Origin of the sequence: Curtobacterium sp. MMLR14_002, from assembly GCF_001864975.1 — a bacterium.
Classification (GTDB): Bacteria; Actinomycetota; Actinomycetes; order Actinomycetales; family Microbacteriaceae; genus Curtobacterium; species Curtobacterium flaccumfaciens.
This window is the reverse complement of the sequence record NZ_MJGT01000061.1, coordinates 186,254-212,113: the sequence shown is the minus strand read 5'-3', so window position 1 is coordinate 212,113 and position 25,860 is coordinate 186,254. Positions and strand designations below refer to the sequence as shown.

The window sequence follows — 25,860 nt, the reverse complement described above, 5'->3', positions numbered from 1 at the left end:
GCTGCGCGCCGCGGTGTTCGCTAGCGGGTGGTGCCTGGCACCTTCGGTAGTGCACCGCCGGCCGCCGCGTTGCGGTCGGGGCGGAAGTTCGAGAAGTCGGCGCCGGGCACGTCGCGCACGGCTTCGAGGGAGGTCTCGATGGCGTACGCCTCCGAGTCCTCGGGGCCGACGAGCGGCAGTCGGACGCGCGGGCTGCCGATGCGGCCGAGCCCGTGCAGGATGTACTTGGCGGCCACGGTACCGGGAACGTGCGTCATCACGGCGCGGACGAGCGGCTCGAGTCGCTTGTGCTCGGCCGTCGCGGTGGCCAGGTCACCCCGGTTCACGGCGTCGACGATGGTGCGGTACGGCGCGCTCGTGATGTTCGCGGTCACGCCGATCAGGCCGGTGGCGCCGATCGACAGGTGCGGGAGCACGTTCGTGTCGTCGCCGGAGAAGTACATGAGGTCGGTGTTGTTCAGCACCCGTGAGACCTCGGCGAAGTCGCCCTTGGCGTCCTTCACCGCGAGGATGTTCGGGTGCTTGGACGCACGCAGGATCGTGTCGTACGTGATCGGGATGCCGGTGCGGCCCGGGATGTCGTACAGGATCACCGGCAGGTCGGTGGCGTCCGCGATCATCCGGAAGTGGGTGAGGACACCCGACTGCGTCGGCTTGTTGTAGTACGGCGTGACGATCATCACGCCGTCCGCGCCGGCCTTCTCGCTCTGCTTGTACAGGTGGATCGCGTGCGCGGTCTCGTTCGAGCCACCGCCCGTGATGATCTTCGCGCGGCCGGCGGCGACGGACTTGCCGACCTCGACCAGACGGAGCTTCTCCGGGTCGGTCAGCGTCGACGTCTCGCCGGTCGTGCCGGTGACGACGATGCCGTCGGCGCCGGCGGTGATGCAGTCGTCGATGTGCTGCTCGACGCCGGGCCAGTCGACCTCGCCGTCGGCCGTGAACGGGGTCACGAGGGCGACGAGGACCTGACCGAAGGGATTCTCACGCGGGGACACGGGCACCAGCGTACCGGGGATGCGCGCGAGGACCGCCGTCCGTGTGGACGGTGGACCGCCTGCGGCGCGGCCGGGAGGCCCGGATCACGTCCGTCCCGCCGGTCACGCCCGGCCCGTGCGGGCGCTCAGGCGCGGCGCTGCCACTCCAGGAACCGGTAGCGGGTGCCGTCGTTCCGGGACTCCTGCCAGGGGCCCTCGTCGGTGAGCGTCCAGCCGGCCGCCTCGTCGAGCGTGGGTGCGACGGTGTCGCCGGGCACGTCGACGTCGATCAGCGTCTCGGAGACGTGGTCGGCCCCGTCGAGTGCGGCGGCGTAGACCTGACCGCCGCCGATCACCCACACGGTCTCGTCGGCGCCCTCGGCACGCTCGAGTTCGGCCTGTAGGTCGTGCACGACCTCGGCGCCGTCGGCCGTCCACGTCGTGTCCCGGGTGAGCACGACGTTGCGCCGACCGGGCAGCGGCCGGAAGCGCTCGGGCAGGGACTCCCAGGTGCGCCGACCCATCAGCACGGTCGCGTCGCCGGTGACCTGCTTGAAGTGCGCCAGGTCCTCGGGCACGTGCCAGGGCATGCCGCCGTCGGCACCGATGACGCCGGTGGTCGAGCGGGCCCAGACCATGCCGATCATCAGACGGCGACCGCGGCCTTGATCGCCGGGTGGTGCTCGTAGCCGACGACGGTGAAGTCCTCGTACTCGTAGTCATCGATCGAGTCGCGCGGAGCGAGTTCGAGCGTCGGCATCGGGTACGCCGTGCGGGACAGCTGCTCCTCGACCTGTTCGACGTGGTTGTCGTAGATGTGGCAGTCGCCGCCGGTCCAGACGAAGTCGCCGACCTCGAGCCCGGTCTGCGCTGCGATCATGTGGGTCAGCAGCGCGTACGAGGCGATGTTGAACGGGACGCCGAGGAACATGTCGGCGCTCCGCTGGTAGAGCTGGCACGAGAGCTTGCCGTCGTTCACGTAAAACTGGAAGAAGGCGTGGCACGGGGCGAGCGCCATGTTCGGAACGTCGGCCACGTTCCACGCCGAGACGATGAGGCGGCGGCTGTCCGGGTTCGTCTTGATCTGCTCGATGACCTGGGCGATCTGGTCGACGTGCTCGCCCGAGGGGGTCGGCCACGAGCGCCACTGCACGCCGTACACCGGGCCGAGGTCGCCGTCGGCGTCCGCCCACTCGTTCCAGATCCGGACACCGTGCTCCTGCAGCCAGGTGGCGTTGCCCTCGCCACGGAGGAACCAGAGGAGCTCGTACGCGACCGACTTGAAGTGCACGCGCTTGGTGCTGACGAGGGGGAAGCCCTTCGACAGGTCGTAGCGGAGCTGTGCGCCGAACAGGCTGCGGGTGCCGGTGCCGGTGCGGTCACCCTTCGGCGAGCCCTCGGTCAGGACCCGCCGGAGCAGGTCTTCGTAGGGCGTCGGGACGGAGGCGTCGGGCTGTACGGTCTCGCTGTCGGTCACACACAGAAGCCTACGTCGGTGTGAGTAGCGTTGCGGGCATGCCCGACACGACGGAACAACCGCTCTCGATCCTGGTGGCCGGCTCGTCCGGGTTCATCGGGACGCCCCTCGTCCGCGCCCTGCGCGAGGCGGGGCACCACGTGACCACGCTCGTCCGCCGCGAAGCACGCACCGCGACCGAGTTCCGCTGGGCACCGGGGCGGCGTGCGCTCGACCCGGCGATCCTCGACGGCGCCGACGTGGTGATCAACCTGGCCGGCGCGAACATCGGCAAGCTGCCCTGGACGGACGCCTACCGCAAGGAGATCCGCAGCTCGCGCATCGACGCCACCGACACCCTGGTCGAGGCGATGCGGCACGCTGCCACTCCCCCGGCGCTGTTCCTGTCGGGCTCGGCCTCGGGCGTGTACGGCGACCGCCCGGCCGACGTGCTGCAGGACGACGCCGCCCCGGGCACGGGCTTCCTCGCCGACGTCTGCACCGCGTGGGAAGCCGCCGCGAACGCCGCTCCCGCCGGGGTCCGGGTCGTCACGCTCCGCACCGGCATCGTCATCGGCAAGGGCGGCGGTGCGCTCGCGCCGCTCGTCCCGCTGACGAAGCTCGGCGTCGGCAGCCGGCTCGGCACCGGTGGCCAGCACTGGCCCTGGATCGCACTCGAGGACGAGGTCGGCGCCATCGTGCACCTGGCGACCGCGGCACCGGACGTGTCCGGCCCGGTGAACCTGGCGGGCCCCGAGCCCGTCGTGGCCGACCGCATCACGAAGCACGTCGCCGAGGTCCTGCACCGCCCGTACCTCTTCCGGATCCCCGAGTTCGCCCTGCGCCTGGCGCTGCGGGACGCCGCCGACGACATGCTCCTGTCGAGTCAGCGGATGGTCCCCACGAAGCTGCTCGAGTCCGGCTACACGTTCCGGTACACGCAGGCGGCGGACGCGATCGACGCCGTCTTCTGATCCGCCTCCGGCCCCGGGGTCAGCGGTCGGCGGCGCGCGCCAGGGCGGTGCGCATCGCCGAACGCGCGCGCTTGCGGTCACCGGCGGCGTCGTAGACCACACCGAGCCGGTACCAGGCACGCCAGTCGGCCGGGTCCTGCTCGACCGCATCGCGGTACCGCGGGAACAGCTCGTCGGCGGCGTCGCGGATCGGCCGGCCCGACGGCCGCACCGGGACGACGTCGTCCGGGGTGCCGCCCTCGGCCTCGAGCCGCGCGCCGAGTCGGGTGATGCGGATGCCGAAGCGGAACTCCAGCACGAGCAGGAGCGCCCCGATCGTGGCGACGACGAACAGCGCGACGCCGATGCCGATGCCGATCGGGATCCCGGTCGCGATGAAGGCGACGGCGCGCTGCCCGACGAGCACGATGTACAGGGCGAGCAGCACCGCCATCAGCGCTGCACCCCAGAACGGCGAGCGGATCGTGCGTCCGGCCCGCTCCATCCGACCCACGGCGGTCAGCCGATGCCGAGGACGCTGCCGAGGCCCACGGTGAGGCCCTGCGCCGACACCACGCTCGCCAGCGCCGCACGGATGCCGGCGACGTAGGCGACGTCGTCGTTGGTGTCGTGCCGGATCGTCAGCGTCTCACCGGGGCCGCTCAGCACGACGTCCTGCACGGCCTTCACCCCGGGCAGGCGGAGCGAGTGGATGGGCACGCTGGCGACCTGCTGGCCGCGGGCGCGCTGGTCGACGTGCGGGGCGTCCACGGGACCGACCTCGCGCCGGGCGTCGGCCATCAGCTCGGCGGTGCGCACCGCGGTGCCCGAGGGCGAGTCGATCTTGCCGGCGTGGTGGGTCTCGACGATCTCGGCGGCGGGGAACCACGGTGCCGCGATCGTCGCCAGGTGGGTGCCGAGCACGGAGCCGATCGAGAAGTTCGGGACCACGAGCACCCCCTGGTCCGGGCGTTCCCGCAGCCCGGTGCGGAGCTTCGCGAGCCGGTCGAGCGACCAGCCGGAGGTGCCGACGAGCACGTTCGCGCCGCTCGACAGCGCGTTCTCCACGATCGCCGGGCTGAGCGACGGCACCGTCACGTCGACCACCAGGGCCGCGCCGCCGAAGACCGACGGCGGCGCCTCGTGCGCGCCGTCCTTCGACGACAGGCGGGCGACGAGCTCGAACTCCGGGAGTTCCTCGACGACGGACGCCACGAGGCCCCCGAGACGACCGGTGGCGCCGACGACGGCGACGGGAGTGACCATGCGGTCCATCCTAGGATCGACGCATGTCAGTCGAGGTCAGGACCGTGCCGGCCGATCTGCCCGAGGTCGACGCGCTGCTCGACGCGTACCTGGACGAGCGCGCGGCGACGTTCCCGAGCGCGCAGGGCACGTACTCGCGGAAGCGCACCCCCGCGGCCGAGTTCACGCCGCCGAACGGGGTGTTCGCGGTGGCGTACGACGACGACGTCGCGGTCGGCTGCGGCGGCCTCCGTCGGATCGCGGACGGGGTCGACGCGACCGGTGCCGTCGACGTCCGGTTCGAGGTCAAGCACGTCTTCGTGGCACCGGCCGGGCGCGGCACGGGCGTCGCGACGGCCGTGATGGACCTGCTCGAGCGGGCCGCGGCCGACCTCGGTGCGACGAGCATCGTCCTCGACACGAACGACTCGCTCGTGGCGGCCGGCGCGATGTACCGCGGCCGCGGGTACCAGCGGGTCGAGCCGTTCAACGACAACCCGAACGCGACCGCCTGGTACCGCAAGCCGATCGTCTGAGCCGCCACGGGCCTCCCGGCCGCGCCACCGCGGACCGGACGGGCAGCCGCTAGACGGGCTGGTCGACCGGCAGACCCGTGCGCAGCTCCACCGGCAGGTGGGCCAGGTCGTTCAGCGTGACGACCTCGGCGGGCTTCGCCGAACGGATCCGGATGATCGTGAGCGCGGTGTGGGCGACGTTCGTGCCCATCCAGCGCCACTCCGGGGCTTGGAACGCTTCGCGCACGAACCAGCCGATCACGGCGTTGTGGGTGATCAGCAGGTCGTGCCGGTCCTCGCGCGCCGGGGTGAACCACTCCGACACGGCGTCGCCCATCTGGGCCTGCCCGGCGACGATCTCCTCTTCGGTGATGCCGCCGTACCAGCCCTGGTAGGCGTGCGGCATGTCCGGGGTCGGGCCCGAGGGGATGCAGTCGAACAGCAGGGTCGAGGGCTCGGGCTGGATCGACGGCAGGCGCTGCGACAGGAACGCGGCGGTCTCGCTCGGGGCCTCGAGCGGCGAGTGGTACACGCCATCGAAGGGCACACCGCCGAGACGGTCCGCGATCAGGGTCGCCTGGCGCTTGCCGCGTTCGGAGAGCTTGCCGTCCCGCAGGCCGTGTTCGGCGTCCTGGTGTTCGCCGTGCCGGACGAGGTACAGGTAGTGCGACATGTCCGTGCTCAGCTGCCGATCCCGATGGCCGCGGCGAGTTCGTCCTGCTGCACGGCACCGACGACCGAGGTGATCGTCGGCCGGGTGAGCAGGTCGCGCGCGAGTTCGAGCACGCCGTCGGTCGTGACGCCGTCGACACGCTCGAGCGCCGTCGACAGGTCGGTGTACTCGCCGGTGCCGAGCTCGGAGCGGCCGAGGCGGGTCATGCGGGCGTCGGAGTCCTCGAGCGAGAGCGTCAGCGCGCCCTCGATCTGGCCCTTGGCACGTCGGAGCTCGTCGTCGGTGATGCCGTGGTCGACCATCCGGCGGAACTCGGCGTCCACGATGTCGATGACGCCGGCGACGTTGTCCGGCGCGCAGCCGGCGTAGACACCGAAGGCACCGTTGTCCAGGTACGCGGGGGCGAACGACGACACCGCGTAGGCCAGACCGCGGCGCTCGCGCACTTCCTGGAAGAGACGCGAACTCATGCCGCCACCGAGCACGGCGTTCAGGACGCTGAGCGAGGGACGGCGGTCGTCACGCAGGTCGAGGCCCTGCGAGCCGCGGAGCATGCTGACCTGCTCGGTCGGGCGGTGCACCACGGTCAACTTCGCCTCGACCGGGTCGGCCACGGTCTCGGGCGTGCGGCGCGGCAGCGGCTCGGCGTCCGGGGCGTCGTGGAAGACGCCGGCGACGAGCTCGCAGAACCGGTCGTGGTCGACGGCACCGGCGGCGGTCACGACGATGCCGTTCGGCGCGTAGTGCTCGCGGTAGTGGGCCAGCACCTCGTCGCGCTGGACCGCACGGATGCTGTCCGGGGTGCCGCCGATCGGACGGCCGAGCGGGTGTCCGCCGAAGGCCGCGGCGAAGAACGCCTCGCCCGCGACGTCGGCCGGGTCGTCGGCGGCCATCGCGAGCTCTTCGAGGATGACCCCGCGCTCGACGGCGAATGCGTCCGGTTCGAGCACCGAACCGGTGACCATGTCACCGATGACGTTCACGGCCATCGGGACGTCGGTGTCCCGGACCCGTGCGTAGTAACAGGTGTACTCCTTGGCGGTGGCGGCGTTGTGCTCACCGCCGACCGAGTCGAACGCGATGGCGATGTCGAGCGCCGACCGGGTCTCGGTGCCCTTGAAGAGCAGGTGTTCGAGGAAGTGCGTCGACCCGAACTGCCCGTCGCGCTCATCACGCGAACCGACGCCGACCCAGAACCCGATGCTCGTCGACGCGGCACCCGGCACCGCCTCGGTCAGCACACGGACGCCCGAGGGCAGCACGGTGCGACGGACGAAGGCCCCGCCGGACGTCAGGAACGACGTGTCCGGGGCCCCGAGCGGCAGTGGCACTGGCTGGTTCATCGCAGACGAGCCTAGTGATCCGTCGATGCCTCCCGCCCAGTTTCCCGGTCTCGGTCGCATGCCACTCGAAGTGGGGTACAGAAAATGTGGACAGACCGACTCGTCTGTCTGTCCTCCTTGTGCTACTGTTGGTCACGCCGGATCGAAAGCCCCCCTAAGTTCCGATCCGGCGGCTCGGGACATCAGTCCTGCGCGACCACCGAGTCCCCCCACTCCGGTCGCGGAGCCGATGAGTCCGAGGAGTACACGCTGTGACGGTCGATTCCCCCCAACCGGCCGTCCAGCGTCTCCCCGGCCCGAGCACGAACCTCGCGTCGCCGGACGGGTCGAGCGTCCCCCCGACTCCCCGCTCCGGCGGCGCGAAGGTCCGTGTCCTCGAGACCGCCACGCGACTCTTCTACGAAGAGGGCATCCACAGCGTCGGCGTCGACCGTCTCATCTCCGAGGCGAGCGTCACGAAGGCGACGTTCTACAAGCACTACGGGTCGAAGGACAACCTGATCCTGGCCTACATCCGCACCCAGCACGAGCGCGTGCAGGAGCGGATGGAGCAGCTCATCACCGACGCCGGCTCCCCCGAGCGGGCCGTCCGTGCGTGGGTCGCCGCGCTGGCCGACGACGTCAACGACCCGGCGTTCCGCGGGTGTGCGTTCCTGCACGCCGCCGCCGAGTACCACGACCCTCGCGATCCGGTCCGCCAGGTCGTCGCCGTGCACCGCGACTGGTACACCGAACGGCTGGCGACCCTGCTGCAGGAGGCCGGACACCCCCTGCCCGGCGACGGTGCCGACGAGCTCATGCTCGCGCGCGACGGTGCGATGGCCGGCGCGTACGCCGGTGACGCGATCGCCGCCACCGCCGCGCTCAACCGCGTGGTCGACCGGGTGCTCGCGGGCTGACGCCCGGCTCGCGCCAGCGCTGTCGCTTCCGTGGGGCGGTCGAGGCGACCGCGGCCGGACGGGAGGCCCGTGACGGGCCCGCACCGCGCCTCCAGGCCGTCACGTGCGAACTCCCACAGCCCCGCGCGCGCACCGAGCGCAGCCCGAGCCGGCGGGTGTTGGCTGGGGGCATGGCCAACGACCCCAACTGGAACCTGCCCGACGTCCCGTCCTTCACCCTGACGAGCCCCGACTTCACCGACGGAGGCGAGCTGCCCACCTCGGCACGCGGCTCCGACGTCGGCGGTGAGGACCGCTCCCCCGCACTCGAGTGGTCGGACGCACCCGAGGGCACGAAGAGCTTCGTCCTGACCGTCTACGACCCCGATGCCCCGACCGGCTCCGGCTTCTGGCACTGGAGCCTGACCGACATCCCGGGCTCGGCGACGTCGCTCCCCGCAGGCGCCGGTACCGACGACGCCCTGCTGCCCGCCGAGGCACTCCGCCGCCGCAACGAGTTCGGCACGGACACGTTCCTCGGGGCTGCTCCGCCCGCGGGCCACGGTGCGCACCGCTACTTCTTCACGCTGAGCGCCCTCGACGTCCCCGTGCTCGAGGTCCCCGCCGACGCGACCCCCGCGGTCGTGGGCTTCATGCTCCGCGGGCACCTGCTCGGGCGCGCGCAGCTCATGGGCACGCAGGAGACCCCCGCGGCCTGACGGACACGCGTGGCACGGCGCGGTGATCTTTCGCGCACACCGACAGTTCACGCGGCGCCGTGCCCGTGAGGTGTCGCTGACCGCGAAAGCACGCGCGGCCAACGCGTGGCACCTGCCCCGCAACGGCGAACGGCCGCCGCCCCGGAAGGGACGGCGGCCGTTCGTGCGTCAGGACGCGGAGAGGATCAGCCCTCGGCCGGGTCCTCGGCGTGGGCGCGGACCGTCTCGGCCGAGGTGGAGTCACCCTCGGTCTCGTTGGCCACGACCGGCGCGAGCGACAGCTTGCCGCGGTCGTCCACCTTGGTGACCTCGACGAGGACCTTCTGGCCGACGCCGAGCACGTCTTCGACGTTCTCCACACGCTTGCCACCGGCGAGCTTGCGCACCTCGGAGACGTGGAGCAGACCGTCACGGCCCGGGAGCAGCGACACGAAGGCGCCGAAGGTGGCGATCTTCACGACGGTGCCGAGGAACTGGTCCCCGATCTCCGGGTTGGTCGGGTTCGCGATCGCGTTGACCTGGGCACGAGCGGCCTCGGCCGACGGACCGTCGACGGCGCCGATGTAGACGGTGCCGTTGTCCTCGATCGAGATGTCGGCGCCCGTGGTGTCCTGGATGCCGTTGATCGTCTTGCCCTTCGGGCCGATCAGCTCGCCGATCTTGTCGACGGGGATCTGCACCGAGATGACGCGAGGAGCGGTGTCCGCCATCTCGTCGGGGGCGTCGATGGCCTCGTTCAGCACACCGAGGATGGCCGAGCGGGCCTCCTTGGCCTGCTTGAGCGCCGCGTCGAGCACCGTCGACGGGATGCCGTCGAGCTTGGTGTCGAGCTGGATCGCGGTGACGAACTCCGAGGTACCGGCGACCTTGAAGTCCATGTCGCCGAGGGCGTCTTCCGCACCGAGGATGTCGGTCAGGGCCGCGTAGCGGGTCTGGCCGTCGACGGTGTCGGACACGAGGCCCATCGCGATGCCGGCGACCGGGGCCTTGAGGGGCACACCGGCGTTGAGCAGCGACAGGGTCGAGGCGCAGACGGAACCCATCGAGGTCGAGCCGTTGGAGCTGAGCGCCTCGGAGACCTGACGGATGGCGTACGGGAACTCGTCACGCGACGGCAGCACCGGCACGAGGGCGCGCTCGGCGAGGAAGCCGTGCCCGATCTCGCGACGCTTCGGCGAACCCACGCGGCCGGTCTCACCGGTCGAGTAGGGCGGGAAGTTGTAGTGGTGCAGGTAGCGCTTCTTCGTGACGGGCGACAGCGAGTCGATCTGCTGCTCCATCTTGAGCATGTTCAGCGTGGTGACGCCGAGGATCTGCGTCTCGCCGCGCTGGAAGATCGCCGAACCGTGGACGCGCGGGATCACGGCGACCTCGGCGTCGAGCGGACGGATGTCGGCGAGGCCGCGGCCGTCCATGCGGATCTGCTCGGTCAGGATGCGGCCGCGGACGACCTTCTTCGTGACCGACTTGTACGCGGCGCCGACCTGCGAGTTGGCGACCTCGGGCAGCGAGCCCGCGGTGACCTGCTCGGCGATGGCAGCCTTGACGCGCGACTTGAGCGCGTCGTCGGCGTCCTGACGCTCGGTCTTGGCGGCGATCTTGTAGACGTCACCGAGCTCGGAGAGCGCGAGGGCTTCGACGGCCGAGTAGACCTCGGGCGCGTACGGCGGGAAGACCGGGAAGTCCTGGATCTCCTTGGCCGACTGCGCGGCGAGCTTGGCCTGCGCGTCGACGAGGGACTTGAGGAACGGCTTTGCCGCCTCGAGACCCTGGGCGACGATGGCCTCGTCGGGCTTCGTGGCGCCGCCCTGGATGAGGTCCCAGGCGTGCTCGGTGGCTTCCGCCTCGACCATCATGATCGCGACGTCCTCGTTGCCGGCCTCGTCCGTGACGACACGACCGGCGACGGTCAGGTCGAACACGGCGTCGGCGAGCTGCGAGGCCTTCGGGAACGCGACCCACTGGTCGCCGATGAGCGCGAGGCGCACACCGGCGATCGGGCCGGAGAACGGCAGACCGGAGATCTGCGTCGACGCGGACGCGGCGTTGATCGCCAGCGCGTCGTAGAACTCGTCCGGAGCGATGCTCAGGACGGTGATGACGATCTGCACCTCGTTGCGGAGGCCGTCGACGAACGACGGACGCAGCGGCCGGTCGATCAGACGGCAGACGAGGATGGCCTCGGTCGACGGACGGCCTTCACGACGGAAGAACGAACCGGGGATCTTGCCGGCGGCGTAGGAACGCTCCTCGACGTCGACGGTCAGCGGGAAGAAGTCGAAGCCCTCACGCGGGTGCTTGCCGGCGCTGGTGGCCGAGAGGAGCATCGTTTCCTCGTCCAGGTACGCGGCGACCGCGCCCTGGGCCTGCTGTGCGAGCCGACCGGTCTCGAACCGGACGGTGCGCTTGCCGTACTTGCCGTTGTCGATGACGGCTTCGGCGAACTTGATCTCGGGACCCTCCAAAAGGGCGCCTCCTTGATGTGTTTCCGGCAGGCCGTGGCGACGGCACTCGATGGTGCGTGCGCGCCGATCGTTCCGGACGCATGTCTGGCCAGCAGTAGAAGCACTCGGGAAACCGTTCCGGCCCGCGAGCCACCACCGATGACCAGCTCCGTGCCCGGCCTGCGCAGTGTTGTGTGTGACGTCCGGGGAATGAGTCCTCGGACACGATGGACTTTACCAGTCCTCAGGCTGTCGGCGGCGCGGCTCGCTGGACTCCTGGTGAACATCGGTAGCCTGCCGACATGCGCCTCACCCCCTCGCGGGGCGTGCTCGTCGCGGCCGCCGTGGTCGTCGGCGCGCTCGTCGCCCCGGCCCTGACCGCTGCCCCCGCGAACGCCACCGAGTACCCCACCTGGCAGGACGTCCAGCGCGCCAAGGGCAACGAGACCGCCAAGCGCGCCGAGGTGCAGAAGGTGCAGGCGGCGCTGCAGTCGGCGCAGGACGAAGCCGCCGCGAAGTCGCAGGCCGCCCTGGTGGCCTCGTCGAAGGCAGACGCGGCCGAGTCGGAGTTGGCGTCGGCCACCCAGGCCGCCACGAGCCTCCAGGCTCAGGCGCAGCACGCGAGCGAGACGGCGGACCGGGCCCAGCAGCGGGCCGGCCAGCTGGCCGCGAACCTGTACCGCGACGGCAGCACGAACCAGATGACCACCCGCATCGCGACCGCGAAGAACCCGGACCAGCTGCTCTACCAGCTCGGCGCGCTCGACCAGCTGTCGGAGACCTGGTCCGGCGTGATGGACGATGCGTCCGTCGCGGCCGGCACGGCGTCGTCGCTGCACGAGCAGGCCGAGCGGGCCGAGACGGAGCGCGCGACGCGCGCCCAGGCGGCCGAGGAACGATCGGCCGCAGCGAAGTCGGCGGAACAGGCGGCGGACGCCGCCGTCGAGTCGACGGAGCAGCACAGCGACGAGCTGTACGCGCAGCTCGCGTCGCTCAAGGACAGCACCGCGAAGCAGGAGGCCGGGTACGAACTCGGCCAGCGGGTCGCCGCGCAGAAGGCGGAGCAGCAGCGCAAGCGGGCCGCAGCGGCGGCGGCCGAGGCGAACGCGAACGCGAACGCCGCGAACGCCAGCAGCAGCGCTTCCAGCGGCGGCGCGACCAGCGGCGGCACCGGCTCGTCCTACCCGAGCACCGGGGGCGTCGCCGTGGACCCCGCGGCCGCACAGGCCTACGCACGGAGCGCGCTCGGGTCGTACGGGTGGGGCTCCGACCAGTTCTCGTGCCTGGTGTCGCTCTGGACGCAGGAGTCCGGGTGGCGGGCGAACGCCCTGAACTCCTCGAGCGGTGCCTACGGCATCCCGCAGTCGCTGCCGGCCGAGAAGATGGCGGTCGCCGGAGCCGACTGGCGCACCAACGCGAACACGCAGATCGACTGGGGGCTCGCGTACATCAAGAGCGCCTACGGATCACCCTGCGGGGCGTGGGGTCACGAGATGAGCGTCAACCCGCACTGGTACTGAGCGCTGGGCCGGCCGGGCGCCGGTCTCCGGCTGCTCACCGCTCCACCAGTCGGAGCGCCTGCAGAGGGCACATCGCGACGGCGTCGGCCGCAGCGGTCCGCTCGTGCGGACGGACCGGGACGTCGCGGGTGCCGGTGTCGGGGATGCCGGCCCGGGCACCGCGGTCGCCGGGGTCGCCGCCGGCTCGGGCGACCGGGTAGCCCCACTCGTCGCGCTCGAGCCGCTCGGCGAACAGTTCCGTGCACAACCCCCGGCCCCGGCAGCGCGTCCAGTCGACGTGCAGCGAGACGACACCCGCGCCGGCGCCCGCTCCCCCGCTCACCACGCACCCCCGCGCCGCAGCAGGCACCGGCCACCGAGGTGCGCCTGCACGTCGTCGTGGAACACGTCGAGCGCGCTCCGCACCATCCGTGCCACACCGTCCGGGTGGTGACACGCACCGCGACCGTCCACCAGCGCGGCCACCCGACGCACCTCGCCCGCCAGGTCCCCCGCTGCTCGCCCCGAGGCCAGGTCCCCGACGACGTCGGCGATCCGCGGCAGCCCGTTCACGCAGGGTCCGCACCGTCCGGCCGACGCTCCGGCGAGCGCCGTCGCCAGCCGCGCCGTCGCCGCGATCGGGCAGGTCCGGTCGTCGAGCACGGCGAGCACCCCGGCCCCGGGCGCGGCACCCCACCGAGCCAGTCCCTCGGGGTCGAACGACGCGTCGAGGGCCGCGGCCGGCAGCCACGTCCCGCCCCATCCGCCGACCAGCACGGCGCGCGTGTGCGCCGGATCGGTCACCGGCAGCCGGGAGGCCCGCAGCAGTTCCCCGAGCGGCGCACCCCCGGCGGTCTCCAGTACCACCGCGGTGGTCGGGTCCGTCACGTCGCTCACCGTGACGAGCCGGGTGCCGGGGGCACTCGGGCTGCCGACGCCCCGGGCCCACGCCGCCCCGAAGCGCACGACGAGTGCTGCCTGGGCGAGGGTCTCGACGTTCGACACCAGGGTCGGTCGCCCGCTCGGGCCCCGTTCGGCGAGCCGCACCACGCGGTCCTCGGGCACACCCCGGCCACCGGCGACGGCCGAGGCGAGGGCGCTGGCCTCCCCGGAGACGAAGGAGGCGTGGGGCAGGACCCGCAGGCTGATCGGCACGGGGTCGCCGCCGCGGTCGGCGCGTTCCGCCAGTGCCCGGCGGACCGGACCGGCGAGTCGGTCGCTCGTGGCGAGCACTGCCTCGGACGCACCGACCGCGGCGGCCGCGACGACGATGCCATCGAGCACCAGGTGCGGTGCGCGCTCGAGCAGGACGGCGTCCTTGCGGCTGGCGGGTTCCCCCTCGGCGGCGTTCGCGACCACGAGGGGCGCACCCCGACCCCGACGGCGGCCGCGGACGGTCACGGCGGCGAGCTTCCGGGCGAGCGGGAACCCGGCTCCGCCGCGGCCGTCGACGCCGGCGCGGCCGAGTTCGTCGACCAGCCACGGGCCGAGCTGCGGCAGCGGGCCGAAGGTGTCCTCGTGGTCGGTGCGGGCCGGACCGGGTGCGGCCAGGAGCCGTCGGGTGCCGGTGGGTGGGACGACGGTGCGGGGGTGGGTCAGGGTCATCGGACGACCTCCAGCTTCGCGGAACGGAACTCGGTGACACGGGCGGTGCAGCGCCAGACGACGGCGCCGACGACGGCCGCGGTGCAGACGCCGGCGAGCACGAGGAACCACGCGGAGGTGCCGTCGGTCCCGGTGCCGACCGCGTGGGCCAGGGCGATCGGCCACATGGCGTAGGCCGCCCAGTGCACCGCGCGGAAGGCCCGCGGCCCGATCGCGCGGCGGAGCAGTGCGGTGACGACGAGCACGACGAGCAGGTCGACGGCCAGGGTGCCGAGCCCCAGCCAGAACCACCGGTCGGCGCCGACGAACGGCACGACCGTGTCGAGGAGGCGCAGCTCGGCCTCGGTGTCGAGCAGCAGCGACCCCACGTGCACCGCGACGAACACGGTGGCGGCGAGGGCGACGTCCCGGTGCACGAGCTGCACGGCGAACCGGGGCAGTCCGGGCAGCGGTCGTCCGCCCCTGGTGACGATGCCGAGGAGCACCGTGAGGGTGAGGAGCAGGACGGCGGTGACCCCGAAGCCCCGGCCGATCACCCAGAGCGCGGTGTCCATCAGGCGACCGCCGATCGGTCGTCGTCGGCGCGCTGGCCGTCGGCGCCTCGGTCGTCGGGCCAGCCGCCGAGCCGCACGACCGTGCCGTCGGCGGCGACCAGCCGGGCGGCGCGACCGCTCTGCCGGAGCCACTCGGCGGCGGTGCGACCGCGCACCACGGCGGCCGTCGTCATCGTGTTGGCCGTCGTGCACGACGGGGCGACGACGGTCACCGTGCGCCAGACCGGCTCGGCGGGCAGACCCCAGCGGGGGTCGAGGATGTGGTGCCGGGCGGTGCCGTCCTGCTCCCAGCGGCGTTTCTGCGTGCTCGAGGTCGCCACGGACCAGCCCGAGGCGATCCGGACGTGGTCGACCGGGTCACCCTCGAGGTCCTCCACCCGCACCTGCCAGCCGCCGGACGGATCCGGGCCGGCGGTCGCGACGTCACCGCCGAGGGACACCAGCGCCCCGATGCCGAGCCGTGCGGTGATGCTCGCCGCGGCCATGTCGGCGGCAGCGGCCTTCGCCGTGGCACCGAGGTCGAGGGTGACGCCCTCGGGGATGCGCAGGAACGTGCCCGACAACAGGATGCGCTGCCACACCGGACGGTCGTCGAGTGCACGCGACAGGGCCTCGGGCGACGGGACCGGCTGGGCGTCGGCGAAGGCGGCGTCGTAGCCGAGGGACACCATCCGGCGCCCGAGGGTGGGGTCGACGTCGCCGTCCGAGAGCCGGGCTGCGTCGAGCGCCTGCTGCACCAGTGCGGCGAGGAGCGGCGACACCTCGGCGCCACGCCTCAGATCGTCGGCGCGTGCGGTGAGTTCGGAGTCGTCGCGGAAGCGGCTGCACGCGGCGTCGACCGCGGAGGTGACCTGCCGGACGCAGGACTCCGCGTCCGCGAGGTGCCGACGGTCCCGGTGGTCGAGGACGACCCGGGCGGTCGTGGTCCAGAGGTCCCACTCGGTGGCGGCGCGCACGGTCACGACCCCGTCGTCGTGGTGTCGGAGGTCCCGCCGGTGGTGCCCTGCGAGACGCCGGTGTCCGAGTCGCTGGTGCCGGAGTCGGTCGTGCCGGAGTCGGTCGGCTGGGTCGACGAGTCGGTGCTCGTGTCGGCACTGCTACTGGACTCGCTGCTGCTGGAGTCGCTGCTGCTGGAGCTGCTCGTGCTCGTGTCGCTGCTCGTGCTCGTGCTCGTGCTCGCCTGCTCGTGCCCGAGCCAGAGCCCCGCACCGGTGACCATCGCCACCACGAGCCCGCCCACGCTGACGAGCGCACTCGTGATCCGTGCGGATCGCCTGCCGCTGCCTCTGGTGTCCATCGGTGCTCCTCGTCGTCATGACGAGGTTCCCGAGGGCACCGATGAGCCAGCCGCGCACCCGCCGCGCACCGACCGTACGAACCCTGTGGTCCGTCTAAGAGCACGCGCTCCCGTCGACGGCGGTGGGACGCGGATCAGTGACCGAGGCCGCCGAGCAGGCTCGCGAAGTCCGGGGTCGCGGGGAGCGCGTCGGCTTCCTGCGGGGCCCGCCTGGAGGCCCGGATCGCCCAGGCCAGGTCGGCTCCGGCCCGGCGGATGCGACCGTCCAGGGCGGCCGCGTCACCGTCGGTCCCCCAGTCGTCGGTCGCGGCGAACACCCCGGTGGGCACGATCGCCGCACGCAGGTACGCGAAGACCGGCCGGAGGGCGTGGTCGATCGCGAGGGAGTGCCGCGAGGTCCCGCCGGTGGCCCCGAGCAGGACGGGCATGTCGGCCATCGAGTCCTTGTCGAGCACGTCCAGGAACGACTTCGCCAGTCCGCTGACGCCCGCGGTGAAGATCGGCGTGACGAACACGACGGCGTCGGCCTCGACCACGGCGGCCATCGCTGCGGAGAGCGCCGGGGCCGCGAAGCCGGTGAGCATCGCGTCGGTGATCTCGTGCGCGAGCGGCCGGAGTTCGACGTGCACGACGTGTGCCGGGGTGCCCTCGGCGACGAGCGACGCCACGGCGGCCTCGCCCAGACGGTCGGCGAGCAGGCGGGTGGAGCTGGGCTCGGAGAGTCCGGCGGAGACGACGGCGATGGTGGTCATGATGCTTCCCGACTTTCGATGCGTTTGCATGAACATAGCATCCAACCGGGTCCCCCTCGCAACCATTCCCGCCATTGAACAGCGTGCCGATCGGTCACGACTCCCCGCGCGCTGACTGCGGAGCGGCCACGAAGTGTCGACTGAGACCGCGGTGGCCGACGAGTCGTGACCGCGGGACGAGCGCGGGCGAGGTGTCGTGACCGACCGAGGACGGAATGCGGACTGAGCGGGGCCCCGCCGAGCGTCGAACGCCCCGCGGAACGAAGAACGCCCCGGTCCTCACGAAGAGGACCGGGGCGTTCGGTCAAGCGTGTGTCGGTCGACTAGCGACGCAGGCCGAGGCGCTCGATGAGCGTGCGGTAGCGGGCGATGTCGACGTCGGAGAGGTAGCCGAGGAGACGGCGACGCTGACCGACCATGAGGAGCAGGCCACGACGCGAGTGGTGGTCGTGCTTGTGCTCCTTGAGGTGCTCGTTCAGGTCGTTGATACGACGCGTCAGAACGGCGACCTGGACCTCGGGGGATCCGGTGTCGCCCGGGTGGGTCGCGTACTCTTCGATGATCTCCTGCTTGACCTGTGCGTCAAGTGCCATGGTGATCCCCTTCCTGTCCGTTGCGCGGTGCCCGTGCCTGATGCACGAGCGCTCTTTGTCCGCGGCCGTTCGACGGCAACCGCACAAGACTACCAGAGTCCTAGGCGGTCCTGGGGTGCAGACGGCGTCGGCGGCGACGCTCCGGCAGCAGGCTGCGGACGAGTCCGACCAGCGTTGCGCCGAGCAGTCCGCCGAGGCCGTTCGACAGCACGTCGCGCGGGTCCGCGACGCGGTAGGGCAGGTAGGTGGCCTGCGCGAACTCGATGCCCGTGGACAGCGCGACCGCGACGAGCGCGCCGAGGATCCACCAGCGACGGGGCAACCACAGCGCCGCGAGCATCCCCACGGGCACGAACATCGCGATGTTGGCGAGGAACTCGGTGCGCTCGTACGTGAACCAGGCACCGTGCGGCAGCTGCTGCACCCAGGCGATCGCGTGCAGCACGAGGGAGTTCTGGGCCGAGGTGAAGACCTGCGGGGTCAGCGTCATCCGCCAGATCACCCAGGCGTAGCCCGCGGTCAGGGCGAGGAGGAGGAGTCGACGGAACATCCGCACAGTGTGCTGCACGGTCCTGCGCGGTCGCTGGAGCGCTCCTGTCAGCCGTCGGTGCGACACCTGGGCGATCGCGGATCGGCGCTGGTCAGGACTCCCCCGCACCTGTCAGCATGGGTCCGGGCGCGATCGGCGCCCGCACCACCGACACCGCACGGTCAGATCAGGAGCACCGCAGCATGCCGGAGCACGAGGCACCCAGCACCCCACGCCGCAACCGCACCGGCGGCCTGCGGCAGTGGGGGTGGATCGCCGCTGCAGCCGTCGTCGTCGCCGCGGTCGTCACGACCCTCGTGGTCGTCGGCCCGTGGAACGGCGGCCAGCCGGACGGTGACCGTACCCCGAGCGGCCGCAGCGTCGCCGAGCGGAAGTCCGCGGCCGAGGCGTTCCCGGGCGGGCTCGCGCGCCAGCCGACCGCCGTGAACCAGGCCGGCCTCCGCGAGCGCCAGGCCCGTGCCGACGGTGACACCCAGACCGCCGAGCAGATCGCGGTGATCGCCGACCAGCCGATCGCGACGTGGCTGACGAACACCTCGCGGGCCGAGACCCGCTCGACGATCCGGTCGGTGGTCAGCACGGCCGAGCAACGCCGTGGCACCCCCGTGTTCGTCCTCTACAACATCCCGGACCGTGACTGCGGCAGCTACTCGAAGGGCGGCACCGAGGACGACGCGTACCTGCCGTGGGTCCGGTCCGCCGTCCGGGCGATGGCCGGTTCGCACGCGGTCGTGCTCGTCGAACCCGACTCGATCGCCCAGATCCAGAACTGCGAGCGGCTGCGCGACGAACGCCTGCCCCTGCTGCGGAAGGCCGTCGACGCGCTCACCGGCCACGGGCTCACCGTGTACCTGGACGGCGGCAACGAGAACCGCGTGCCGACCGCCACCATGGCGGACTGGCTGCGGCAGGCCGGCATCGACGAGGTGCAGGGCTTCTTCACGAACGTGTCGAACTTCTACCGCGTCGACCAGGAGCGCGCGTACGCCGACGAGCTCGCCGACGCGATCGGCGGCGACCCGCACTTCGTCATCGACGTCTCCCGCAACGGGCAGGGGTGGCGGGGCACCTGGTGCAACCCCGAGGGTGCCGGCCTCGGCCAGGAGCCGCACGTCACCGGCGGCAGCACCCGGCTCGACGCCCTGCTCTGGGTGAAGACGCCGGGGCTCAGCGACGGCACCTGCAACGGCGGCCCCGCGGCCGGCCAGTGGTGGGAGTCGTACGCACTGGCCCTCGTCGAGCACCGCAAGCGCGACTGACCACACCGCAAGACGGCCCGCGCAGGGCCGTGTCGGTGCCCGGTGGTTGCATGTGCGCATGACCGCGACCGACCGCATCCGCTCCGTCGTCCCGCCCTACCTGCTCCGCGCCGTCGCCGATGCCCAGGCGTTCCCCCGGGCGGCCTCGGCGGCACGCACCGCACTGGCCTCGCTCGACGCCGTGCAGGCACCGAAGCACGCGCACCTGGTCGCACCGCGCGGCGTCAGCGGTGCGGTCGACCGCTCCCCGCAGCGGACGATCGCCGACGCGCACGGCACCACGGCGCTGCCCGGCACCGTCGTCCGGCGCGAGGGCGACGCCGACTCCGGTGACGCCGCGGCCGACGAGGCGTACGCGGGCCTCGGCGCCACGCACGCCTTCTGGCTCGAGGTGTTCGACCGGGTGTCGATCGACGGCGCCGGACTCCCCCTCGACGCGACCGTGCACTTCGGCCAGGACTACGACAACGCCTACTGGGACGGCAACCGGATGGTGTTCGGCGACGGCGACGACGAGGTGTTCCGCCGCTTCACCGTCGCGCTCGACGTCATCGGCCACGAGCTCGCGCACGGCGTCACGCAGTACACCGCCGACCTGACCTACCAGGGCCAGTCTGGTGCCCTCAACGAGTCGATCAGCGACGTCTTCGGTTCCCTGGTCGCCCAGTACGCGGCGGGGCAGACGGCGGAGCAGGCGAGCTGGCTCATCGGCGAGGGGCTGTTCACCGACGCCGTGCAGGGCGACGCGCTCCGATCGATGCGGGCCCCCGGCACCGCGTACGACGACCCGGTGCTCGGGAAGGACCCGCAGCCGGCGACCATGGCCGGTTTCGTCGTCACCACCGACGACGCGGGCGGGGTCCACACGAACTCCGGCATCCCGAACCACGCGTTCTTCCTGGCGGCCACGGCCATCGGCGGCCCCGCGTGGCTGGGTGCCGGCGCCGTCTGGTGGGACGCCCTGACGTCGGCCGAGGTGACCGCCTCGATCGACTTCGCCGGCTTCGCCACCGTCACCGTCGACGCGGCCGGACGGCGGTTCGGGGACGGTTCCGCCGAGCAGACCGCGGTCCGTCAGGCCTGGCAGCAGGTGGGCGTGCTCGACTGAGCAGGCCACCCGGGCGTACCGTCGGGGCCATGCGCATCGAGGTCCGCCGCTCCGGGGGCTTCGCCGGCACCACACGGCGCTGGCGGGTCGACACCGACACGAGCAGCGACCCCACGGCGTGGTCCGACGTCGTCGACGCGCTGCGGCGTACCCCGGCACCGACGGCTGCGCCCGTCCCCGACGACTTCAGCTGGACGATCACCGTCGAGCGCACCACCGTGACGATCCCGGGTCGCCGCCTCGACGGCCCGTGGGCCGACCTGGTCGCGCGGGTGCGGTCCGAGGGCGACCCGACCTGAGCCGGGAGGCCCGTGGCGGGCCCGCACCGGGCCTCCCGTCCGCCCCGCGGGGACGCCACCACCCACCGATCGTGTGTAGGAACGGTCGCGTGGGACCGACGGACCCGACCGTTCCTGCTCACGAAGTGCGCGGGGACACGCGCGCGACCGTCAGTCGACGTCGATGACCGTCAGGCGACGTGTCGGACGCGTCATCGCGACGTACACCGCGGCGGCGGCGCGGGCGGCGTCGGCACCCACGCCGTCCGGGTCGACGAGCAGCACGCCGTCGAACTCCAGACCCTTGGCGTCCGCACCCGTCAGCACCGTGAGCGAGCCGGCGTTCGGCGAGGCGAGGCCCCGGACGTCCGCCTCGGTGCGGGCGAGCCGCTGCCGGACCGTGTCGACCTGGGCCTCGGGGACGATGACGCCGATGGTGCCGGAGCCGATCCGGGCACGCTCGGCGTCGGCGACCGCCACGACGGTGTCGAGCAGGTCGGCCCGGGCGACGCGGACGCGCTCGACGGGGTCACCGTCTCGAACGGCCTCGTTGCGGGTGACCGTGAGGCCGGCACTGTCGGCGAAGGCCCCGGCGGCCTCCACGATGGAGCGCGGGGTGCGGTAGTTGACCGTGAGCTGCGCGATGCGGTGGTCGAGCGGCACCTGCGGCGCACGGCCGCGTCGGCGACGCGCGAGCGCCCCGATGACGTCGTCCCAGGTGCGCGCGGCACCCGGCGATGAACCCTGCGCCATGTCGCCGACGATCGTGAACGAGCGCAGCGGGTTGCGGCGGGCGAGCACGCGCCACTGCATCGGCGAGAGCTCCTGCGCCTCGTCGACGACGATGTGCCCGTAGGTCCACTCGCGGTCGTCGGCGGCGCGCTCGGCGGTGGAGCGGGGGTCGCCGCCCTCGGCGAACGAGCCGGCGACCTGCTCGGCGCTGACGATGCCCTCGACGCCCATGTTCTCGATGGCCTGGCGGGCGTTCTCGATGTCGCGGTTCCGGCTGGCCTTCGCCGCGCGCTTGGCGGCGCCGCCGGTCGGGTCGAACGGGCCGAGCAGTTCGGCGGCCTCGTCGAGCAGGGGGACGTCCTCGACGGTCCAGGCCGTGCCGCGGGCGCGCTGCAGCAGGGCGCGGCGCTCCGGGGTCCAGTCGGGGGTGAGCGAGGCGAGCCAGTTCGGCCGGGCGTAGAGGTCCTCGAGGAACTTCTCGGGCGGCAGCGGCAACCACGCGGTGTTGAGCAGCACGCGGGCGTCGTACGAACTCCGGATGTCCTCGCGCAGGACCTTCTCGTCGGCCTCGTCCACCGTGGTGCCGCGCTCCCGCAGCTGCTCGGCGAGCAGGCGGGTCATCGCGTCGAGGGCGGTCTTGTTGAACGTGACGCGGGCGGCGTTGTGCGGCTTGCCGCGGTCCTGCGCACGCTTCATGGCGTCGGCGACGAGCTGCGGCGGCACGACGAGCCGCTCGCCCTCGATGTCGAGCGTGACCGATTCGGTCGGCACGACCTGGCGCGAGCGCACGGCCCGGCGCAGCAGTGACGCCATCTGCGCCGCGCCCTTGACGGCGGCGACGTCGCGGGTGTCGTGCGTCGTCGCGTGCACGCCCGGGTAGAGCGAACCGAGCGACGCCATCACGACACCGGTCTCGCCGAGCGACGGGAGCACCTGCTCGATGTACGTCAGGAACGCCGGCGACGGGCCGACCATGAGCACGCCGGAGCCCCGCAGCCGCTCGCGGTACGAGTAGAGCAGGTAGGCCGCGCGGTGCAGCGCCACGGCGGTCTTGCCGGTGCCGGGGCCGCCCTGCACGATGAGCACGCCCTCGAGCGGGGAGCGGATGATGCGGTCCTGCTCGCCCTGGATCGTCGCGACGATGTCGGTCATCCGGCCGGTGCGCTCGGCGGTCACGGCGGCGAGCAGCGCCCCCTCGCCCTGCAGGTGGGTGCGCTCGTCGTCGTAGAGCGAGGCGTCGAACACCTCGTCCTCGACGCCGACCACGCGACGGCCCTGCAGGGACAGGTGCCGGCGGGAGCGCATGCCCATCGGGTGCGCCGCGGTGGCCTGGTAGAAGGCGCTCGCACCGGGGACGCGCCAGTCGAGCAGCAGCGGCCGGTGCTCGGCGTCGCGCAGCCCCACCCGGCCGATGTACCGGAAGGTGTCGTCGGGGTTGTCGGGCTCGGCGACCTCGAGCCGGCCGAAGACCAGACGGTCCCCCACCCGCTCGAGCGTCGCGACGGTGTCCTCGTAGAGCCGCGCGTACGCGTCGCGCTCGCTGCGGCTCTGGTGGTTCCCGCCGACCGCCTGTCGGCGGGTCTCGGCGAGGCGCTGTTCGGCCTCGGCGGTCAGCTCGTCGAGACGACGGAAGAGGCCGTCGACGTAGCCGCGTTCACGGTCGATCTCGGTCGGTTCGGACACACGCAACCCTTCGGGAAGAGGGGGAACCAGTGTACTGCCCACCGGGAGCCCCGCTGTCCCCGAAGGGTCGCGTCGGAGTCACATCTCTTCGTGCGTGTCCGGGTCGCCGTCCCACAGACGACCGCGCTCGAGCGCGGAGATCGCCTGCACCTCGTCGTCGGTCAGCTCGAAGCCGAAGACGTCGAGGTTCTCCTTCTGGCGGGCTGCGTCGCCCGACTTCGGCACCGGCACGGCACCGAGCTGGACGTGCCAGCGCAGCACGACCTGGCCGGGGGCGACACCGTGCGCCGCGGCGGCGTCGACGATCGGCTGCTCGGTGAGCAGTTCCGACCGCTTCGCGAGCGGGCTCCAGCTCTCGGTCACGATGCCGAGCTCCTGGTGCACCTTCCGCAGTTCCGCCTGGGGGAAGTACGGGTGCAGCTCCACCTGGTTGACGGCCGGGGCGACCCCGGTGGCGTCGACGATCCGGCGCAGGTGCTCGGGCGTGAAGTTCGAGACGCCGATCGAGCGGACCTTGCCGCTGTCACGGAGGTCGACGAACGCCTTCCAGGTGTCGACGAACTTGTCCACGGACGGGTTCGGCCAGTGGATCAGGTACAGGTCGACGTGGTCGAGCCCCAGGTTGCCGAGGGTCTCGTCGATCGAACGGTGCGCCTCGTCGTAGCCGTGGTGCCGGCCGGGCAGCTTCGACGTGACGACGAGGTCCTCGCGCGCCACCTCGGACTCACGGACCGCCTTGCCGACGGCGTCCTCGTTGCCGTAGTTCAGCGCCGTGTCGAGCAGCCGGTAGCCGCTCGCGATCGCGGTACCGACCGCCGCCGCGCCCTCGTCGCCGTTCAGGCCGTAGGTGCCGAGGCCGAGCTCCGGGAACCGGTGGCCGTCGTTCAGCTCGATCGTCGGGGCACCGACCTGCATCAGCGGACCCCGAGCAGGTCGATCACGAAGATGAGGGTCTTGCCGGACAGGAAGTGGCCACCACCGGCGGGGCCGTAGGCGAGCTCCGGCGGGACGACGAGCTTGCGGCGTCCGCCGACCTTCATGCCGGGGATGCCCTCCTGCCAGCCGCGCACCAGGGCCGCGAGCGGGAAGTCGATGGGCTCGCCGCGGTTCCAGGAGCTGTCGAACTCCTCGCCGGTCTCGTACTCGACGCCGGCGTAGTGGACCTTGACGGTCGAGCCGGCGGACGCTTCCTCGCCGGAACCCTCGACGATGTCGGTGACGACGAGCTCGGTGGGGGCGGGGCCCTCGGGGGCGTCGAACTCGGGCTTGCTGTTCAGGTCAGTCATGCCGATCAGTCAACCAGAGCGCGCACCGGGCACGCGCAACGAGCATCCAGCCCGCAGAATGGTTCCACCGTGACACCATCGACTCCCGCACCGCCGCGCCGCCGCCTGCTCGCCGACCTCACCCCGCTCCGCCGCTCCCCTGCCTTCGCCCGACTCTGGGCCGGAACCGCGATCGCCGGCATCGGTACCCAGATGACCACGGTCGCCGTCGGGCTCGAGGTCTACGAGATCACCCGCTCGACCTTCGCCGTGGCCCTGGTGGGTGTCATCGCGCTCGTGCCGATGATCGTCGCCGGCCTGTACGGCGGCATGCTCGCGGACGCCTTCGACCGACGCCTCGTTGCGCTCGTGTCGTCGATCATCGCGTGGGTCGCCGTCGCACTGATCGCCACGCACGCCTGGCTCGACCTGCACAGCGTCGCACTGCTCTACGTGCTCGCGACGGTGAACGCCGTGGCCGCCACCGTCAGCAACGCCTCCCGCTCGGCCATCGTCCCGCGGCTCGTCGGCACCGACCTGCTGCCCGCGGCGAGCGCCCTGGGCGGGATCGCGTCCGGGTTCCAGGTCACCGTGGGTCCGGCGATCGCCGGCGTGCTCATCGCGACCGTCGGGTTCGCGCCGACGTACACGATCGACGTCGTGCTGTTCACGTTCGCGTTCCTCGGGGTGTTCACGCTGCCCCGGATGGCCGCCGACCACGACGCACTGCGGCCGGGGCTCGGATCGCTCATCGAGGGCGCGAAGTTCCTGCGGCGGTCGCGCAACATCACGATGACCTTCGTGCTCGACATCATCGCGATGACCTTCGGGCAGCCGCGCGTGCTGTTCCCCGCGATCGGCGCGCTCGTCATCGGCGGCGGGTCGATCACGGTCGGCACCCTGACCGCCGCGTACGCGATCGGAGCGCTGCTGTCGAGCGTGTTCTCCGGGCCGCTCGGGCACGTCCGACGCCAGGGTGAGGCCGTCGGCTGGGCCATCACGGCGTACGGCGGGGCGATCGCGGCGTTCGGTGTGGTCATCGCGCTGGCGCACGTGCTCGGCGGCCGCTCTGGTGAGGCGTTCGGCGTCGAGATCCTGCCGGCGCTCGGGCTCGCGGCGCTGTTCCTGGCCATGGCCGGCGGTGCGGACAACGTCAGCTCGGTGTTCCGGAACACGATCCTGCAGGCGGCGTCGCCGGACGGCATGCGCGGTCGGCTGCAGGGCATCTTCATCGTCGTCGTCACGGGCGGCCCGCGGCTCGGTGACCTGTACGCCGGCCTGGTCGTCGCGGCCGGCATCGCGTACCCGCCGGTCATCGGCGGCGTGCTGATCATCGGCCTCGTCGCGCTGCTCCTCCGGATGGTCCCGTCGTTCCGCCGCTACGACGCCCTGCACCCCCACGCCAACTGACCGCGGGCCGCGGTCGAGTGCGGGTCCGCAAGACACCGGTGTTCGCACGTCGAACACCCGCGTCCCGCGGTG

At 72.3% G+C, this 25,860-nt stretch carries 28 protein-coding genes; 9 read left to right on the top strand and 19 right to left on the bottom strand.

All coding sequences use genetic code 11. The features are described 5' to 3' along the window. Positions 1-20: 20 nt before the first annotated feature. The 3 genes from dapA to BIU91_RS11870 form a co-directional block, all read right to left on the bottom strand. Positions 21-998 carry a 4-hydroxy-tetrahydrodipicolinate synthase gene (gene dapA, locus BIU91_RS11880; RefSeq protein ID WP_017885921.1) on the bottom strand — a complete coding sequence of 326 codons (978 nt, stop codon included), beginning with the start codon at positions 996-998 and terminating at the stop codon, positions 21-23. A gap of 125 nt (positions 999-1,123) precedes the next feature. Beyond that, complete coding sequence (locus BIU91_RS11875) at positions 1,124-1,624, bottom strand: dihydrofolate reductase (protein ID WP_071405598.1); 501 nt, start codon at positions 1,622-1,624, stop codon at positions 1,124-1,126. Then, positions 1,624-2,454, bottom strand: a complete 831-nt coding sequence (locus tag BIU91_RS11870; protein ID WP_071405597.1) for a thymidylate synthase — start codon at positions 2,452-2,454, stop codon at positions 1,624-1,626. Before BIU91_RS11870 ends, BIU91_RS11875 begins: the two co-directional genes overlap by 1 nt. A 38-nt stretch (positions 2,455-2,492) precedes the next feature. Here BIU91_RS11870 and BIU91_RS11865 point away from each other — a divergent pair, with 38 nt between their 5' ends. Beyond that, on the top strand, positions 2,493-3,407 hold the full coding sequence (locus BIU91_RS11865) for a TIGR01777 family oxidoreductase (protein WP_071405596.1): 915 nt from the start codon (positions 2,493-2,495) through the stop codon (positions 3,405-3,407). Positions 3,408-3,426: 19 nt separating this feature from the next. Here BIU91_RS11865 and BIU91_RS11860 read toward each other — a convergent pair whose 3' ends face one another. Further along, positions 3,427-3,891: a tetratricopeptide repeat protein gene (locus BIU91_RS11860; protein WP_071405595.1), complete on the bottom strand. Its 465-nt coding sequence runs from the start codon at positions 3,889-3,891 to the stop codon at positions 3,427-3,429. Between the two features lie 14 nt (positions 3,892-3,905). Further along, positions 3,906-4,652 (bottom strand): dihydrodipicolinate reductase C-terminal domain-containing protein, encoded by a 747-nt coding sequence (locus tag BIU91_RS11855; protein ID WP_071405652.1) that lies wholly within the window; start codon positions 4,650-4,652, stop codon positions 3,906-3,908. Between the two features lie 23 nt (positions 4,653-4,675). On the opposite strand from BIU91_RS11855, the gene BIU91_RS11850 reads away from it, so the two are divergent. Further along, the gene (locus tag BIU91_RS11850) at positions 4,676-5,167 is read left to right on the top strand and encodes a GNAT family N-acetyltransferase (RefSeq protein WP_071405594.1); all 492 of its coding nucleotides are present in this window, start codon (positions 4,676-4,678) and stop codon (positions 5,165-5,167) included. 49 nt (positions 5,168-5,216) lie between these two features. Here the strand turns inward: BIU91_RS11850 and BIU91_RS11845 are convergent, their stop codons facing one another. Together BIU91_RS11845 and BIU91_RS11840 are read right to left on the bottom strand one after the other, a co-directional pair. Further along, on the bottom strand, positions 5,217-5,819 hold the full coding sequence (locus tag BIU91_RS11845) for a histidine phosphatase family protein (RefSeq protein ID WP_027464756.1): 603 nt from the start codon (positions 5,817-5,819) through the stop codon (positions 5,217-5,219). Positions 5,820-5,827: 8 nt separating this feature from the next. Beyond that, positions 5,828-7,162 (bottom strand): pitrilysin family protein, encoded by a 1,335-nt coding sequence (locus BIU91_RS11840; protein WP_071405593.1) that lies wholly within the window; start codon positions 7,160-7,162, stop codon positions 5,828-5,830. Between the two features lie 251 nt (positions 7,163-7,413). Between BIU91_RS11840 and BIU91_RS11835 the strand changes: the two genes are divergently transcribed. Then, positions 7,414-8,061, top strand: a complete 648-nt coding sequence (locus tag BIU91_RS11835; protein WP_071405592.1) for a TetR/AcrR family transcriptional regulator — start codon at positions 7,414-7,416, stop codon at positions 8,059-8,061. A 170-nt stretch (positions 8,062-8,231) separates the two neighbouring features. Further along, the gene (locus tag BIU91_RS11830) at positions 8,232-8,759 is read left to right on the top strand and encodes a YbhB/YbcL family Raf kinase inhibitor-like protein (RefSeq protein WP_071405591.1); all 528 of its coding nucleotides are present in this window, start codon (positions 8,232-8,234) and stop codon (positions 8,757-8,759) included. 185 nt (positions 8,760-8,944) lie between these two features. On the opposite strand, the gene BIU91_RS11825 is transcribed toward BIU91_RS11830, so the two are convergent. Beyond that, positions 8,945-11,224: a polyribonucleotide nucleotidyltransferase gene (locus tag BIU91_RS11825; protein WP_071405590.1), complete on the bottom strand. Its 2,280-nt coding sequence runs from the start codon at positions 11,222-11,224 to the stop codon at positions 8,945-8,947. Positions 11,225-11,505: 281 nt separating this feature from the next. On the opposite strand from BIU91_RS11825, the gene BIU91_RS11820 reads away from it, so the two are divergent. After that, positions 11,506-12,723, top strand: coding sequence for a hypothetical protein (locus BIU91_RS11820; protein WP_071405589.1), 1,218 nt, complete (start codon positions 11,506-11,508; stop codon positions 12,721-12,723). Between the two features lie 34 nt (positions 12,724-12,757). Here the strand turns inward: BIU91_RS11820 and BIU91_RS11815 are convergent, their stop codons facing one another. The 8 genes from BIU91_RS11815 to BIU91_RS11780 form a co-directional block, all read right to left on the bottom strand. Further along, positions 12,758-13,045: a ferredoxin gene (locus BIU91_RS11815; RefSeq protein ID WP_253183745.1), complete on the bottom strand. Its 288-nt coding sequence runs from the start codon at positions 13,043-13,045 to the stop codon at positions 12,758-12,760. Beyond that, a complete protein-coding gene (locus BIU91_RS11810) occupies positions 13,042-14,307 on the bottom strand; it encodes an NADH-ubiquinone oxidoreductase-F iron-sulfur binding region domain-containing protein (protein WP_071405588.1) in 1,266 nt (421 codons plus the stop codon). Before BIU91_RS11810 ends, BIU91_RS11815 begins: the two co-directional genes overlap by 4 nt. Further along, a complete protein-coding gene (locus BIU91_RS11805; protein WP_071405587.1) occupies positions 14,304-14,861 on the bottom strand; it encodes a ferric reductase-like transmembrane domain-containing protein in 558 nt (185 codons plus the stop codon). The genes BIU91_RS11810 and BIU91_RS11805 overlap by 4 nt, the downstream gene beginning before the upstream one ends. Then, a complete protein-coding gene (locus BIU91_RS11800) occupies positions 14,861-15,823 on the bottom strand; it encodes an FAD:protein FMN transferase (RefSeq protein ID WP_071405586.1) in 963 nt (320 codons plus the stop codon). Before BIU91_RS11800 ends, BIU91_RS11805 begins: the two co-directional genes overlap by 1 nt. After that, positions 15,820-16,158: a hypothetical protein gene (locus tag BIU91_RS11795; protein ID WP_139196551.1), complete on the bottom strand. Its 339-nt coding sequence runs from the start codon at positions 16,156-16,158 to the stop codon at positions 15,820-15,822. The genes BIU91_RS11800 and BIU91_RS11795 overlap by 4 nt, the downstream gene beginning before the upstream one ends. 134 nt (positions 16,159-16,292) lie before the next feature. Then, on the bottom strand, positions 16,293-16,910 hold the full coding sequence (locus BIU91_RS11790; RefSeq protein WP_071245007.1) for a CE1759 family FMN reductase: 618 nt from the start codon (positions 16,908-16,910) through the stop codon (positions 16,293-16,295). Positions 16,911-17,233: 323 nt separating this feature from the next. Continuing rightward, positions 17,234-17,503: a 30S ribosomal protein S15 gene (gene rpsO, locus BIU91_RS11785; RefSeq protein WP_017885935.1), complete on the bottom strand. Its 270-nt coding sequence runs from the start codon at positions 17,501-17,503 to the stop codon at positions 17,234-17,236. Positions 17,504-17,603: 100 nt separating this feature from the next. Further along, on the bottom strand, positions 17,604-18,053 hold the full coding sequence (locus tag BIU91_RS11780; RefSeq protein ID WP_084741173.1) for a VanZ family protein: 450 nt from the start codon (positions 18,051-18,053) through the stop codon (positions 17,604-17,606). Positions 18,054-18,235: 182 nt separating this feature from the next. Between BIU91_RS11780 and BIU91_RS11775 the strand changes: the two genes are divergently transcribed. The 3 genes from BIU91_RS11775 to BIU91_RS11765 are packed head-to-tail and all read left to right on the top strand — an operon-like array spanning position 18,236 to position 20,719. Further along, positions 18,236-19,312 (top strand): glycoside hydrolase family 6 protein, encoded by a 1,077-nt coding sequence (locus tag BIU91_RS11775; RefSeq protein WP_139196550.1) that lies wholly within the window; start codon positions 18,236-18,238, stop codon positions 19,310-19,312. A 58-nt stretch (positions 19,313-19,370) separates the two neighbouring features. Then, the gene (locus BIU91_RS11770; RefSeq protein ID WP_071405583.1) at positions 19,371-20,420 is read left to right on the top strand and encodes a M4 family metallopeptidase; all 1,050 of its coding nucleotides are present in this window, start codon (positions 19,371-19,373) and stop codon (positions 20,418-20,420) included. A 29-nt stretch (positions 20,421-20,449) separates the two neighbouring features. Continuing rightward, positions 20,450-20,719, top strand: a complete 270-nt coding sequence (locus BIU91_RS11765) for a protealysin inhibitor emfourin (protein ID WP_071405582.1) — start codon at positions 20,450-20,452, stop codon at positions 20,717-20,719. A 150-nt stretch (positions 20,720-20,869) separates the two neighbouring features. Here BIU91_RS11765 and BIU91_RS11760 read toward each other — a convergent pair whose 3' ends face one another. The 3 genes from BIU91_RS11760 to BIU91_RS11750 all read right to left on the bottom strand — a co-directional run bounded on the left by BIU91_RS11760 (position 20,870) and on the right by BIU91_RS11750 (position 24,399). After that, positions 20,870-23,113, bottom strand: coding sequence for an ATP-binding domain-containing protein (locus tag BIU91_RS11760; RefSeq protein WP_253183743.1), 2,244 nt, complete (start codon positions 23,111-23,113; stop codon positions 20,870-20,872). Positions 23,114-23,191: 78 nt separating this feature from the next. Continuing rightward, on the bottom strand, positions 23,192-24,028 hold the full coding sequence (locus BIU91_RS11755) for an aldo/keto reductase (RefSeq protein WP_027464743.1): 837 nt from the start codon (positions 24,026-24,028) through the stop codon (positions 23,192-23,194). Further along, positions 24,028-24,399, bottom strand: coding sequence for an FKBP-type peptidyl-prolyl cis-trans isomerase (locus BIU91_RS11750; protein ID WP_017885942.1), 372 nt, complete (start codon positions 24,397-24,399; stop codon positions 24,028-24,030). Before BIU91_RS11750 ends, BIU91_RS11755 begins: the two co-directional genes overlap by 1 nt. A 69-nt stretch (positions 24,400-24,468) precedes the next feature. On the opposite strand from BIU91_RS11750, the gene BIU91_RS11745 reads away from it, so the two are divergent. Further along, complete coding sequence (locus BIU91_RS11745) at positions 24,469-25,788, top strand: MFS transporter (RefSeq protein ID WP_084741172.1); 1,320 nt, start codon at positions 24,469-24,471, stop codon at positions 25,786-25,788. Positions 25,789-25,860: the final 72 nt, after the last annotated feature.

Coding starts and splice junctions, on each gene's coding strand:
- BIU91_RS11875 (WP_071405598.1), bottom strand. CDS start 1,624: ATGATCGGCATGGTCTGGGCCCGCTCGACCACCGGCGTCATCGGTGCC.
- rpsO (WP_017885935.1), bottom strand. CDS start 17,503: ATGGCACTTGACGCACAGGTCAAGCAGGAGATCATCGAAGAGTACGCG.
- BIU91_RS11765 (WP_071405582.1), top strand. CDS start 20,450: ATGCGCATCGAGGTCCGCCGCTCCGGGGGCTTCGCCGGCACCACACGG.
- BIU91_RS11865 (WP_071405596.1), top strand. CDS start 2,493: ATGCCCGACACGACGGAACAACCGCTCTCGATCCTGGTGGCCGGCTCG.
- BIU91_RS11775 (WP_139196550.1), top strand. CDS start 18,236: ATGCCGGAGCACGAGGCACCCAGCACCCCACGCCGCAACCGCACCGGC.
- BIU91_RS11840 (WP_071405593.1), bottom strand. CDS start 7,162: ATGAACCAGCCAGTGCCACTGCCGCTCGGGGCCCCGGACACGTCGTTC.
- BIU91_RS11755 (WP_027464743.1), bottom strand. CDS start 24,028: ATGCAGGTCGGTGCCCCGACGATCGAGCTGAACGACGGCCACCGGTTC.
- BIU91_RS11750 (WP_017885942.1), bottom strand. CDS start 24,399: ATGACTGACCTGAACAGCAAGCCCGAGTTCGACGCCCCCGAGGGCCCC.
- BIU91_RS11790 (WP_071245007.1), bottom strand. CDS start 16,910: ATGACCACCATCGCCGTCGTCTCCGCCGGACTCTCCGAGCCCAGCTCC.
- BIU91_RS11855 (WP_071405652.1), bottom strand. CDS start 4,652: ATGGTCACTCCCGTCGCCGTCGTCGGCGCCACCGGTCGTCTCGGGGGC.
- BIU91_RS11770 (WP_071405583.1), top strand. CDS start 19,371: ATGACCGCGACCGACCGCATCCGCTCCGTCGTCCCGCCCTACCTGCTC.
- BIU91_RS11805 (WP_071405587.1), bottom strand. CDS start 14,861: ATGGACACCGCGCTCTGGGTGATCGGCCGGGGCTTCGGGGTCACCGCC.
- BIU91_RS11860 (WP_071405595.1), bottom strand. CDS start 3,891: ATGGAGCGGGCCGGACGCACGATCCGCTCGCCGTTCTGGGGTGCAGCG.
- BIU91_RS11830 (WP_071405591.1), top strand. CDS start 8,232: ATGGCCAACGACCCCAACTGGAACCTGCCCGACGTCCCGTCCTTCACC.
- BIU91_RS11850 (WP_071405594.1), top strand. CDS start 4,676: ATGTCAGTCGAGGTCAGGACCGTGCCGGCCGATCTGCCCGAGGTCGAC.
- BIU91_RS11780 (WP_084741173.1), bottom strand. CDS start 18,053: ATGTTCCGTCGACTCCTCCTCCTCGCCCTGACCGCGGGCTACGCCTGG.
- BIU91_RS11810 (WP_071405588.1), bottom strand. CDS start 14,307: ATGACCCTGACCCACCCCCGCACCGTCGTCCCACCCACCGGCACCCGA.
- BIU91_RS11820 (WP_071405589.1), top strand. CDS start 11,506: ATGCGCCTCACCCCCTCGCGGGGCGTGCTCGTCGCGGCCGCCGTGGTC.
- BIU91_RS11845 (WP_027464756.1), bottom strand. CDS start 5,819: ATGTCGCACTACCTGTACCTCGTCCGGCACGGCGAACACCAGGACGCC.
- BIU91_RS11795 (WP_139196551.1), bottom strand. CDS start 16,158: ATGGACACCAGAGGCAGCGGCAGGCGATCCGCACGGATCACGAGTGCG.